The organism is Allochromatium warmingii (genome assembly GCF_900107145.1).
Taxonomy (GTDB): domain Bacteria; phylum Pseudomonadota; class Gammaproteobacteria; order Chromatiales; family Chromatiaceae; genus Thermochromatium; species Thermochromatium warmingii.
Genome location: NZ_FNOW01000038.1, coordinates 16,929 through 29,038 on the forward strand (window position 1 = coordinate 16,929; position 12,110 = coordinate 29,038).

10 protein-coding genes and 1 pseudogene are annotated in these 12,110 nt (G+C 53.5%); 8 read left to right on the forward strand and 3 right to left on the reverse strand.

Features of this window, described 5'->3' with window-relative positions:
- Positions 1-82: 82 nt before the first annotated feature.
- Positions 83-1,147, reverse strand: coding sequence for a class III poly(R)-hydroxyalkanoic acid synthase subunit PhaC (locus BLW10_RS10805; protein ID WP_091334631.1), 1,065 nt, complete (start codon positions 1,145-1,147; stop codon positions 83-85).
- Between the two features lie 40 nt (positions 1,148-1,187).
- A complete protein-coding gene (gene phaE, locus BLW10_RS10810; protein ID WP_091334632.1) occupies positions 1,188-2,252 on the reverse strand; it encodes a class III poly(R)-hydroxyalkanoic acid synthase subunit PhaE in 1,065 nt (354 codons plus the stop codon).
- A gap of 153 nt (positions 2,253-2,405) precedes the next feature.
- Between phaE and BLW10_RS10815 the strand changes: the two genes are divergently transcribed.
- The 6 genes from BLW10_RS10815 (at position 2,406) to nrfD (ending at position 9,632) form a co-directional block, all read left to right on the forward strand.
- Positions 2,406-3,590, forward strand: coding sequence for an acetyl-CoA C-acetyltransferase (locus tag BLW10_RS10815; protein WP_091334633.1), 1,185 nt, complete (start codon positions 2,406-2,408; stop codon positions 3,588-3,590).
- A 138-nt stretch (positions 3,591-3,728) separates the two neighbouring features.
- On the forward strand, positions 3,729-4,196 hold the full coding sequence (phaR, locus tag BLW10_RS10820; RefSeq protein ID WP_091334635.1) for a polyhydroxyalkanoate synthesis repressor PhaR: 468 nt from the start codon (positions 3,729-3,731) through the stop codon (positions 4,194-4,196).
- A gap of 13 nt (positions 4,197-4,209) precedes the next feature.
- Positions 4,210-5,010 carry a bifunctional hydroxymethylpyrimidine kinase/phosphomethylpyrimidine kinase gene (gene thiD / locus BLW10_RS10825; protein ID WP_091334636.1) on the forward strand — a complete coding sequence of 267 codons (801 nt, stop codon included), beginning with the start codon at positions 4,210-4,212 and terminating at the stop codon, positions 5,008-5,010.
- Positions 5,011-5,260: 250 nt separating this feature from the next.
- Positions 5,261-8,035, forward strand: a complete 2,775-nt coding sequence (locus tag BLW10_RS10830; RefSeq protein WP_091334638.1) for a molybdopterin-dependent oxidoreductase — start codon at positions 5,261-5,263, stop codon at positions 8,033-8,035.
- Positions 8,036-8,051: 16 nt separating this feature from the next.
- Positions 8,052-8,669, forward strand: coding sequence for a 4Fe-4S dicluster domain-containing protein (locus tag BLW10_RS10835; RefSeq protein WP_091334639.1), 618 nt, complete (start codon positions 8,052-8,054; stop codon positions 8,667-8,669).
- Between the two features lie 3 nt (positions 8,670-8,672).
- Positions 8,673-9,632 carry an NrfD/PsrC family molybdoenzyme membrane anchor subunit gene (nrfD, locus tag BLW10_RS10840; protein WP_091334641.1) on the forward strand — a complete coding sequence of 320 codons (960 nt, stop codon included), beginning with the start codon at positions 8,673-8,675 and terminating at the stop codon, positions 9,630-9,632.
- Positions 9,633-9,694: 62 nt separating this feature from the next.
- On the opposite strand, the gene BLW10_RS10845 is transcribed toward nrfD, so the two are convergent.
- Entirely contained in the window at positions 9,695-11,020 is a 1,326-nt protein-coding gene (locus tag BLW10_RS10845) for an ABC1 kinase family protein (protein ID WP_091334642.1), read from the reverse strand.
- Positions 11,021-11,126: 106 nt separating this feature from the next.
- Here BLW10_RS10845 and BLW10_RS10850 point away from each other — a divergent pair.
- Both BLW10_RS10850 and BLW10_RS14550 read left to right on the forward strand, forming a co-directional pair.
- Positions 11,127-11,657, forward strand: a pseudogene (locus tag BLW10_RS10850) (IS607 family transposase); the annotation flags it as partial.
- The gene (locus BLW10_RS14550; RefSeq protein ID WP_425425905.1) at positions 11,626-12,036 is read left to right on the forward strand and encodes a helix-turn-helix domain-containing protein; all 411 of its coding nucleotides are present in this window, start codon (positions 11,626-11,628) and stop codon (positions 12,034-12,036) included. The pseudogene BLW10_RS10850 and the gene BLW10_RS14550, both read left to right, overlap by 32 nt.
- The last annotated feature ends 74 nt before the right edge of the window (positions 12,037-12,110 follow it).

Here is a 12,110-nt window from a genome sequence, read left to right on the forward strand (position 1 = left end):
ATTCCGCACATAAAAAAACGGCCAGCTCAACACAATGAACTGGCCGCGAATAGCTGGAAGCTAAAAGCCAAAAGCTTACTTCCTACCGCTCATTCAGCCATTTACCAATAGCCGGCGTGACTTCTTTCTGCGCCTTGCCGCTGACATAAATACCGATATGCCCACCCGGAAATGCCAGCTCAGTGTAATCCGTGCTGCTGGTTAAACCCTTAAGTGCCTTTGACGCATCCGGCGGCACTAAATGATCTTGCAGCGCAAAAATATTCAGCACCGGACAGGTGACATCTTTTAGATTCACCTCACGCTCACCCAGCACCACACCGCCATTGATAAAGCCATTGCGCTGATAAAAATCTTTGATGAATTGGCGGAAGGTTTCGCCAGCCTGATCGGGGCTGTCAAAAATCCACTTTTCCATGCGTAAGAAATTCTTGACTTTATCGGGATCGTCAAGCAAATCCACCATGTTGATATATTTCTGGCCAGTCAAGCTAAATGGCTTGAGTGAGAGAAATGTCCAATTCAACAATTCACCGGGGATATTGCCCATCGTATCGACGGCAAGATCAATATCGACATTCTGCACCCAAGCTGACAGCAAATTACCGGGCGTCTGGAAATCAACCGGCGTGACCATTGTCACCAGATTGCGCACTTTTTCGGGATGCAGCGCCGTATACATCAAACTAAAGGCACCGCCCTGACAAATGCCGAGCAAATTTACCTGATCGACGCCATGCGCTTCGCAGAGATGATCGACACAGCGGTCGATATAACCGTTGATATAATCATCAAGCGTAATGGCGCGGTCGGCTTGATCGGGATAGCCCCAATCAATCAGATAAACATCTTGACCAGTCGCCAACAGACCTTTAATTGTTGAGCGGTCTTCCTGAATATCGGTCATATAGGGCCGATTGACCAGCGCATAGACAATTAACAGCGGCACCGGCTGCGGTTCAATTCCATCTGGCGTGTCATAGCGATACAGGGTTAATTTATCTTCGCTATAAACGGCTTGCTTGGGACTGACGCCGGTATCAATGGCCTCGGCATTGAGCAAATTTTCCATGCCCTGACCCAGCTTGCGGCTGTAGTCGAACATTTCCTGCGCCAGTTTATCGGGGCGGATATCAATCGGAAACATGAACGTGTGTCCTCGCAGTATTCGTCAGGATGCGCCGTGCTCAGGCGTCAGGCTTGGTGGTGCGGCGACGCGCTGGCGCTTTGACCGGAGTCGTGGTGCGGAGCGCCGTCGGCGGCGTGCGGGTTGGCTCTTCACCAGCGAGCGCGGCCACTCGCCGTTCTAGGCTATTCAGGCTCTGACGCAGGGCTTTATTGTCACGGCGGGTTTCTTGCAGACGATCTTGCAGCGTGCGCACTTCGCTCCGCGTCGGCATATTCAATGCGCCGAGATTTTCATCAACCAGAATAGACAGCCGCTTTTTGAGCGCCATCTGCGCGTTAATTAAACGACCATGAATCTGCGCATATTCGGGCGTGGCGACTTCTTCAGCATAGACGCCTTCACAACAAGTGACCCAATTGTCATAGAGAGCGCGGGCGGAATCAATGGTCTTGCCGCTGTCAATCACGTTCTGAATATACGATCCCATGCGCTCGACGGATTTGGTGCCGAGGGTGCTATAAAATTGGGTATATTCTTGGAGCGCAGTTTGATAATTCATCGCACTGCGCAGTAATTCCTGATACTGCGTTTGTTCTTCGCGGGTATAGCCCAGACCCGGCGCTGAGAGGGCACGATCCAGACTATCTTTAAACGGTGCATGCGGCATATTGCGCAGCGCATCACCTGGTAGCGGCGACATCGAGGACATCATGCGCTGCCAATTATCGAGCGGCAGTTCCCAGAATGACATCAGGCGCTGCATGGTGGTGCTGTTGTCATCGAGCGAGCCGCTAAACCGCTGCTGCATGGTTTCGAGCGCCTGCGTCCACAGTTCAAACCCGTTGGTCACCGGGGCGCTGTCATCGCGTTGGGCGAAGGTATCGGCGAGCCGAAAAACGTTTTTGCCCTGTTCGAGCAGCTTATCCATAAAGGTGCGCGACAGATCGGGCGTCGCCGGAGAAACGGCCTTCCACCATTGGTCGATAGCCGCTTCCCAGGGCTGAGTCGGCGCACTGGCGGCGCTATCCAGACCCATCGCCTTGCGGCTCATGTCAGTCCAGGTATCCCAATATTGACGTTGCAATTCAAGCCAGTTGTCGTTGAAAAACGGAGTGTTGGACATAGGATGCCCTCCTCGTGGCGGGTGATATGCGCTGAACGGTAGCACGCGAATTTGTGCGCTGCAACAAAAACCCGTAGAATCCGCCTGTCGCGTCTCCGTAAAGTCGGGGCGCTCGTTGCCTTCCAACACCAGAATTCAGAGGACATTCCCATCATGAGCGAGAACATCGTCATCGTTGACGCCGGTCGCAGCGCTATTGGCACCTTCAGCGGCAGTCTGGCAGCACTGTCAGCGACCGAAATCGGCACCGCCGTGCTCAAAGGGCTGCTGGCGCGTACTGGACTTGCGCCCGAGCAGATCGACGAGGTGATTCTCGGCCAGGTGCTCACCGCTGGCGTTGGTCAAAACCCAGCGCGTCAGACCACGCTGCACGCCGGTCTGCCACATTCGGTGCCGGCTATGACCATCAATAAAGTCTGCGGCAGTGGCCTAAAAGCGGTGCATTTAGCGATGCAGGCGGTTGCCTGCGGCGATGCTGACATCGTGATTGCGGGCGGTCAGGAAAGCATGAGCCAATCGTCACATGTTCTGCCGCGTTCACGCGATGGTCAGCGCATGGGCGATTGGTCAATGAAAGACACCATGATTGTTGATGGGCTGTGGGATGCTTTCAATAATTATCACATGGGCACCACAGCAGAAAATATTGCCCAACAATATGGTTTTAGCCGCGAGCAACAAGATGCCTTTGCTGCTGCCTCGCAACAAAAAACCGAAGCTGCACAAAATGCCGGACGGTTTCAAGATGAAATCATCCCGATTGCCATTCCGCAACGTAAAGGCGATCCAAAAATCTTTGATACCGACGAATTTCCGCGCCCTGGCACCACCGCTGATAGTTTAGCCAAATTGCGTCCGGCCTTTGCTAAAGACGGCAGCGTCACGGCGGGCAATGCGTCCGGCATCAATGACGGTGCAGCAATGGTCATCGTCATGAAAGAATCGAAAGCGCGGGAATTAGGTTTAAAGCCGATGGCGCGTTTAGTCGCCTTTGCCAGCGCCGGTGTTGATCCGGCCATCATGGGCACCGGGCCAATTCCAGCTTCGACCAAATGTTTAGAAAAAGCCGGTTGGACGCCCGCCGATCTAGATTTAATCGAAGCCAACGAAGCCTTTGCCGCGCAAGCGATGTCGGTTAATCAAGAGATGGGCTGGGATTTATCTAAAGTCAATGTCAATGGCGGCGCCATTGCGATTGGTCATCCAATTGGTGCCTCTGGTGCGCGGGTGCTTGTCACGCTGCTCTATGAAATGCAGAAGCGCGATGCCAAAAAAGGTTTAGCGACGCTGTGCATTGGCGGCGGTCAGGGTGTCGCACTAGCTGTTGAACGGCTGTAAGCGTTCGTTTAATAGTTAAACCGCACAGGCGCAAAGCACGCAAAGAATAATTTAATTTTAATAATTTATATTATAATTTAATCTTAATGTTCTTTGCGTCTTTGCGGTTCTAAAAAAGCTCAATTACTTCAGGTGTTTATGAACAGCGAGCGCATTATCAAGAAATACCCCAACCGCCGCCTCTATGACACCGAAGTCAGTCGCTATATCACCCTCGCTGATGTACGCGATCTGGTGATGAGCGGCCAGCCATTTCGCGTTCTCGACAGCGCCAATGATGGCGATATTACCCGCACGATTCTGCTACAAATTATGTTGGAAGAAGAAAGCGGCGGCGCACCCTTATTTAGCGCCAATATGCTGGCACAGATTATTCGCTTTTACGGCGGCACACTTCAGGGCACCTTTGCCCGCTATTTAGAATCGTCGCTTGATCTGTTTGCAAAACAGCAGCAGGAAATGACTAAAGCACTTAGCGATCATCCCTTTGAGACAATGACCCGCTTGACACAGAAAAATGTTGAGCTGTGGAGCGATTTACAGGAAGAATTTATGCGGGCGGCGGGGTTTTCGGTTGCGGCGCGTAATAAAAATAAGCACGACTAAATAACTGATGAGCATGACAGAGAAATCATCAGATCGACCGCTGGTGCTCTGTTTCGGTGGACACGATCCGAGCGGCGGTGCGGGAATTCTCGCCGATGCAGAGGCGGTGCAGGCAGCGGGCGCATTTCCGCTGACGGTGATTACCGCACTGACCGAGCAAAATACCTGTGGATTGGTACATCTGCATCCGCAACCACCGGCGCAGATCGCGGCGCACTGTCGTTGTTTGTTGCGTGACAGTCAGCCGCAAGCGGTCAAAATTGGGTTGATCGGCAGCGCGGAGAGTGCGCACACGCTGGCGCAGGTGCTTGACGCGGATGCGTTAGCGGGCGTGCCGGTGGTGCTGGATACGGTGTTGGCGACGGGCGCGGGTCAGGCGGTCGCAGATGCGGCGTTGCGGGCGGCAATATGTGAGCGATTATTGCCACGCTGCACGCTGGTCACGCCGAATCTGCCCGAAGCGCGGGCGCTGACCGGCGCACAGGCAGCAGAAGATTGCGCCGAACGACTGCTGGCAGCGGGTGCGCCCTGGGTATTGATTACCGGCACCCATGATGCGACGGCAGCGGTTACTAATCGGCTGTTCGGCGCACAGGGCGAGCGCGAGGCATGGGATTGGCCGCGCTTGCCCGGTGACTATCACGGCTCCGGCTGTACATTAGCGAGTGCGATTGCGGCATGGCTGGCGTATGAATTACCGTTGATTGAAGCGGTCGCCGCCGCGCAAAGTTATACTTGGGCGACGCTTGAACAGGCGGTGCGCACCGGGCGCTGTCAATTAACGCCGAATCGATTGTCAACTCCCATCCGCTAATCTAATCCATTAAACGAATCGCGCCCACTAATGATACGGCGCGATTCAGTCTGTCTTGTCCCAGCGGTCGCTGCGCCGCTCCCCCCACTTGACCCACGTCAACCAATCGAAATCTTACGATAGACCCCACACCGGCGCTTGCCGTAAGGTTAGTGGTCGGCCCACGCTTGCCGACAGCAGGACACGCTAGAAAACGCAAATCCCGTGGCCAAGATCCGGGATCGTATCGACCACCTCGGAGGACATCCTCATGGCTTGGAGCATTCCACGCCTCTCTCGCCGTGCCTTTCTCAAAACCAGCGGCTATGGCGCGGCTGGGCTGACTTTATTATCGCCCGCGACCCAACTCATTAAGACCGCCGCCGCTAAAGACGAGACGCTCGAAGAGGTCTCGTACAGCATCTGCAATTTCTGCTCGTCGGTGTGTAATCTGCGCGTGACCACGCGCACCCGCAACGGCGAAAAGCGCGTCGTTAAGCTCGACGGCAACCCCAATTCGACCCTCAATCGCGGCAAAATCTGCGCACGCGGTCAGGCCGGATTGCGCCAAACCTATGACACCGACCGCCTCAAAACGCCGCTGATTCGTGTCAAGGGTTCTAAACGCGGTGAATACGCCTTCCGTGCCGCAAGCTGGGAAGAAGCCTACGCTTATATCGCCGAAAAAAACCAAGCCGCTGCGATTCAGCCCTGGGAATGGACGATGGTCGGCGGCTGGACTTCCTGCGTATTTTATATGAGTTGGGCGGTGCCCTTTGCAATGGCGAATGAAGTGCCGAATATCGTCGCCTCGCCTATGCAGCATTGCGTCACAACTGGGCATTTAGGCACGGATTTAGTCACTGGCAATTTCAATATTCACGATGAAATGTTGCCGGATTTTGATCATGCCAAATACATCCTATTTATGGGCAATAATGCCTCCATCGGCGCGGTTTCAACCTGCCGCATGGTGCGTTTTGCGCAGGGACGCAAAAAAGGCGCGAAAATTGTCGCGCTTGATCCGCGCCGCTCCGAAACAGCGGCTAAAGCTGATGAATGGATTCAAATTCGCCCCGGTACTGATTTGCCATTTTTATTGGCGATGATGCGCATTTTGATGGAAGAAGGGCTGTATGACGCCAGCTTCTTGCGCAAACACACTAACATGCCGTTTTTAGCTTATCGTGAATCAGATGGCGAATTGCGCTTGCTAACCGATGAGCAGGGACGCCCTCGTGTGCGGGTTGAGGGTAGTGATGCGACGCGCACGCTTGCGGCCTTTACCCATGACAATACCGTTGATATTGAGGGTAACGCTTTTACGCCGGCGCTGAAAACGCCGAAAGATTACAGCCTCGATGGACAGGCGGTCATGACAGTATTTGAAGCGCAGCTTCAAGAACTCGCAACGTATACAGCGAAATGGGCGGCAGATATTACTGGCATCGATGCCGAGATTATTGAACGCATCGCCCATGAATTCGGCACCACCCGTCCGGCGATTATTGATCCGGGCTGGCATGGCGCACGCTACGGCAATATTATGATGACTCGGCGTGTTCAGGCGATGATTCAGGCGCTCACTGGCGGACTCGACCGCGTTGGCGGCTGGATGAATTCGGCTGAAGTCCATCACAAAGCTGCGCACATGTATGAAGCGATGGAACACGGCTATGAGATGGGATCGCCACTGGCCACGCTTGCGGGGATGGCGTTTGCCAAGATGGTGATTGGGGCGCTTTCAAAAGGTGAGAATTTTTCTCACGGTAAACCCGGTTGGACGTGGGCGTGGAATGCGCAAGAAAAAGCCGCTGGACATTTTAATGTCGCGCTGCCGGTGATGACTGAATCGGGATTGCGCGAATCGGTTGAAGGGCGGGTTAAATTCAATGACGAGCCGTATTTAACCCGAGCATTTTTAATCAATGCCTCGAATCCAGTGCGGCATTATTATCCTGATTCGCGCTGGAAAGAAACTCTCAGCCATGAGAACGTCGCCTTAGTCGTAATGATCGACGTGCTGCCGTCTGATACCGCGCCCTATGCCGATGTTATTCTGCCCAATACTACCTATTTAGAGCGCGATGAGCCGACGCTATATGGCAATGGCGTCAATCACGATCTGGCATTAACCACCCGCTATGCAGCGATTCCACCGCTGTATGACACCGAAGAAACCGCCGATATTTTGCTCAAGATGACCGAAATTATCTCGGGCAATACTGACACCTTCCATGAGTGGGTTGAAAAGCTCACCGGCTTAAAAGCTGCGCCGATTAAAGTCGCGCTTGAACGCAATCGCCAGACTTTGAAAAAAGGTGCTTATCAACTCGCTTGTCGTGAGGTTGCATTTAATCAAGCTGCTGAACGACTTGGGGTGACGCCGGATCAAATCGACCGCGTATTGCGTGCTAAAGGCGTTTATCACGAACTCGACCGCGAGCAAATTCTCGCAGAACACGCGATGCCCTGGCGCATGCCGGTGCCGACTGAAAGCGGACGGGTGGAGTTTTTCTCCAGTTTGATGCGTCAATTACGCGATGGCGGTCATACCGCAGCGAATTTCAATGTGCTGGCCGCTGATGTGCCAATTCAATTGCGCTCTGGTTCACCGCGTGAAATTGCGGCACCGTTAGCGAAAGATGAATTTTATTTCACCTATGGCAAAGCGCCAACGGTTTCGCACGCTTCGACCAATAGCAATAATCCGGTGCTCTCGGCGATCAATGATTTTAAGAGTGCTGTTTATAAAGGCGTGTGGATTCATCCAGAACGCGCCGAGCGGCTGGGGATTGCAATGGGCGATCCGATCCAATTAACGAATACCCAATCTGGTCAGCAAACCAGCGGTCAGGCTTATGTCACGCGACTGATTCATCCCGATGTGATCTTTGTTTACAGCGCATTCGGTGTTGAAAATCCCGCACTGTCACGCACGCATGGCGACGGTACCGCGACCAGCAAGTTAATTCCCTATCAGGTCGAGCCGGTGGTTGCGGGTTTTCGCTCGCAGGAATTTACCGTGCGCGTTAATCGGGCCTGAATGAGGAGGTGTTGTTATGACTCACTATGCAATGGTCATCGACCTAAATACTTGCGTTGGCTGTAATGCCTGCATGGCTGCCTGCGCAATGGAAAATCAGACGCCGGTCTGGGATAAAAATAAATGGCGCACCTATGTGCATGATAAAGAAATCGGCGTCGGCTCAGATGTGCAGCGGCGCTTTTTTCCGCGACTATGTAATCACTGTGATAATCCACCGTGCATGACAGTGTGTCCGACCGGTGCAACCCAAAAGAAAGCCAACGGGATCGTATTTGTCGATCAGGATTTATGTATGGGCTGCGGTGCGTGCGCAATGGCTTGCCCCTATCATGCGCGGATTCCCGTCACGCGGCGTGATATGCGCACTGGACGCGAGTTTTACGGTTCCGATTATCGGCGCACCAGTCCGAGCATGGACAAGTGTTCATTCTGCGATCATCTCGTCGAACAGGGGCGTAAACCGGCCTGCGTCGAGACCTGCGTCGGCTCATCGCGCATGTTTGGCGATCTTGATGACCCCAATGATCCGGTCGCGCAGATGGTCGCCAGTGGCGCAGCGCGGGCGCTGATGCCGCATATCGGCACGCGGCCCAATGTTTATTACATCGACGATATCCGCTGGAGGGGCTGAACGATGGATGTCAACATGACCTATGCAACCCAAGAGATGTGGACGTGGTGGCTTGCGATCTATCTCTATTTCGGCGGTCTGGGCGCGGCGACGCTGGCGGTGACCTTTTTGACCGATATGTATCTCAAGCCGAATCGTGCTTTGGTGATCTGGGGCGCGGGCGCGGGCGTCATTCTGCTGGCACTGGGTTCGCTGATGTTATTTGGGCATTTGCTCGATAAAACAGCCGTGCTGACAATTCTGAATCCACTGGCGCTCTTTAATCAATCGAGCGCGTGGATTGCGTGGGGCACGCAATTTATTATCTGGATGATGATTTGGGGCGTGCTCTATGCGCTGCCCTATGTGCGCGAAACGGAATTTCCGCGCCAGGTGCCGGGCATTCGCGAATTAATCGACAAACCATTTGTAATTGGTACCGCTACGCTGGTGCAACGCTTTCATCGTAGCGTTGGTTGGTTGGCGGTGATTAATGGGGTCGGTGTGGCCGTGTATACTGGACTGCTGCTGCAATCCTTTCCGGCGGTGGCGCTCTGGCATAATCCGGCGGTGCCGCTGCTATTTACCGTTTCGGCATTTTCAACGGCGATGGCGTTTTTGCTGGTGCTGATGTATACGATCCTGCATGATCAAGCTGATGAGCATGTGCGGGTGCTGTATGAGCGCATCGACTTAGTATTGATTGCCGCCGAGCTGGTGATTCTATTCTCGCTTTATCAATACCTGAAAAACGGCTCAGAATCCGGCGTGCGGTCGATGGAATTACTGTGGAATGATTACGGTTGGCTGATTGGCTTTATTGGCTTCGGTCTGATCGTGCCATTTCTGCTCGAACTCAAGGGCGTGATGCGCGGTTGGGCGAGTCGGGTGCCAATTCTAACCGCCGCCGTGCTGGTGCTCGCGGGCGGTTATTTATTGCGGCATTACTTTATGTATGCCGGGGTGTATGCCTATCCGTGGTAAGCGGATTATCGGTTGGGTTGCTGGAATGAGTGACCCAACCGACGCCGATTACCCGATTACTGCTACAAATAGGGCGCAAGCAGATGCGGCAGATCGACCCGCGCCCGCAGCCGACGACAGAGCATGAACGCACCCAGAATCTTGCGATAGAGAAAGACGCTCGACGGATCGGGGAGCTGACTAAAAGCGCCATCGTTGTAAAGCTGCCGACCGCGCTCATAGAGGCGTTTGAACAAATCGGAAACACCGAAATCATACGGCCCCTGATGGCGCATCATTTCGCTCGATAATCCCATCAGATCGAGCATCGCCTCGACCTGAATCGCAGGCGCATCTTCGCGGGCAAAGCCCAGCGCAATGGCGCTGCGGTGCATGGCGTGGCGATCTTCAGCCATCGCAGCGCGGATCAAATCACGATAACCAGCGACGATGGCCGGCGGCACTGGATGCGTGGCTCCGAAATCCAGCAGCACCACGCGACCGCTATCGGGTTGATAGAGAAAATTGCCAAAATTCGGATCGGTTTGCACTAGACCGAACGCGAATAACTCACGCAACACCAGTTCCATGACCAGATTCGCCGCCCGATCCCGTTCCTGCCGTTTGAATGACGGCGCGGCAAGCTGATCGATGGCCACCCCGTCGAGAAAATCCATCGCCAGAATGCGTCCGGTGCTGAAATCGTGATGCACTTCGGGGACGATGCAATCAGCGCCGTCGCCGATCAAACGGCGATACGTCGCCAGCGCCTGCGCCTCATGCGTGTAATCGGCTTCCTGATGCAGTTGACGACGCGCCTCAGCGATCATCGGTTTGAGATCGACGCCACGCGGCAGCCAGCCAAGCGCCCGACCGAGTGCACCGAGATTGTCCATATCGCTATCAATGCTCTCGCGCACTCCCGGAAACTGGATTTTTAACGCCAACTGGCGACCATCTGCTGTTTCGGCGCGATGCACCTGACCGATTGACGCTGCCGCCACCGGCGTGAAGTGAAAACGCTTAAACCGTTGCTTCCAGTTCGCGCCATATTCAGTTTCAAGCACTGCGGCGAGTTGGCTCAGTGGCATTGGCTCGGCGCGATTGCAGAGCGTGCCGAGAATGGCGGCAGCTTCGGGCGTCAACACATCTGAGCCATCCATCGACAGCAACTGCCCGACCTTCATCACGGCACCCCGCATCCGCGCCAGCCGATTGGTGAAACGCTGAAAAGCTTCAGGGCTGATCTGCAATGGCTCGCCGGTCGCATCGCCGCGCCGCGCCAGATCAAGCAGTCCGCGCATGCCGATGCCGGTTGCCAGATCGGTTGTGGCGCGACCCAGATGCCAGAGACGGTTAAGACGCGAGCTGGGTACAGCACGTCCGTGTTTGGGATAAGTGTCGGTCATAATTGTCCTGAATCTCAGTCGATGTTGAGGTGATGCCTGCGGGAGCTGCGCGATAGTCCATGATCTGCGATAGTTTGCACATGGAACTTACCAAACTCTACAAGCCATGCCAAACTATCTCCCAGGACGCCAAGCTGCAAAATTGCTTGGCGTCTGCCAAAGCACGCTCAGAACTTACGCTGACAGTGGAAAAATCACCGCAATTCGTACTCCGTCAGGACAACGCCGATACGATGTTACTGCTTTCATTGAGGGAAGCGTGGAGCGTCGCATCGTGTGCTACTGTCGCGTCTCCTCTCCAAGTCAACGAGACGACTTGCAACGACAAATTAGCTACTTGTCAGAAAGGTATCCTGAAGCCGAAGTTATCAAAGACGTTGGCTCCGCTCTCAACTATAAGCGCAAAGGGCTTAAGTCCATATTGGGACGAATCTTGCGTGGAGAGAAGCTCAAAATTGTGGTTGCCCACAGAGACAGACTTGCCCGTTTCGGATTTGAACTCATTGAATGGATTGTCAACGAACTCGGTAGTGAACTCGTGGTTCTCAACGACACTCTTAAAGAACCAGAACAAGAACTCACAGAGGATTTACTCACAATCATTCATGTGTTCTCTTGCAGACTCTACGGACTCAGAGATTACAAGAGCAAAAAAGATAAAATTTTGGCCGACGAAAGAACAGCAAAAACTGTTAAACAGTTGGTTGGGGATTTACAGGTTCATTTACAACGAGACAGTGTGGCTGTTGAACCTGAGAATAGTCAATCCGAATTTCATGGAAATCAAGAAATATCTGATTCCATATCTAGTTGAGGAATACGCTTGGACATTGGACTGCCCAAGAGCAATTCGCGACGGAGCCGTTGCAGAAGCATGTGACAATGTAAAGAAGGCGATTGCGAAGTACAAAAAGACTTCGCAAATCAGCCGTGTGTCGTATAAATCACGTAAGGAGATTCAGCAATCGTTCTTTCTTAGAGACTGTCTAAAAACTAAACTATTGATTTTGAAGTAGATTTTTTCGAGAATATGGCAAATTTTGCGAGTTAATTAACCCCACTCATATCGTGAATATGACTTCAGAAAAAA

Excerpts from the sequence above, each read along its gene's own strand:
- BLW10_RS10805 (WP_091334631.1), bottom strand. The coding sequence starts at position 1,147 with ATGTTTCCGATTGATATCCGCCCCGATAAACTGGCGCAGGAAATGTTC.
- phaE (WP_091334632.1), bottom strand. The coding sequence starts at position 2,252 with ATGTCCAACACTCCGTTTTTCAACGACAACTGGCTTGAATTGCAACGT.
- BLW10_RS10815 (WP_091334633.1), top strand. The coding sequence starts at position 2,406 with ATGAGCGAGAACATCGTCATCGTTGACGCCGGTCGCAGCGCTATTGGC.
- phaR (WP_091334635.1), top strand. The coding sequence starts at position 3,729 with ATGAACAGCGAGCGCATTATCAAGAAATACCCCAACCGCCGCCTCTAT.
- thiD (WP_091334636.1), top strand. The coding sequence starts at position 4,210 with ATGACAGAGAAATCATCAGATCGACCGCTGGTGCTCTGTTTCGGTGGA.
- BLW10_RS10830 (WP_091334638.1), top strand. The coding sequence starts at position 5,261 with ATGGCTTGGAGCATTCCACGCCTCTCTCGCCGTGCCTTTCTCAAAACC.
- BLW10_RS10835 (WP_091334639.1), top strand. The coding sequence starts at position 8,052 with ATGACTCACTATGCAATGGTCATCGACCTAAATACTTGCGTTGGCTGT.
- nrfD (WP_091334641.1), top strand. The coding sequence starts at position 8,673 with ATGGATGTCAACATGACCTATGCAACCCAAGAGATGTGGACGTGGTGG.
- BLW10_RS10845 (WP_091334642.1), bottom strand. The coding sequence starts at position 11,020 with ATGACCGACACTTATCCCAAACACGGACGTGCTGTACCCAGCTCGCGT.
- BLW10_RS14550 (WP_425425905.1), top strand. The coding sequence starts at position 11,626 with ATGTGTTCTCTTGCAGACTCTACGGACTCAGAGATTACAAGAGCAAAA.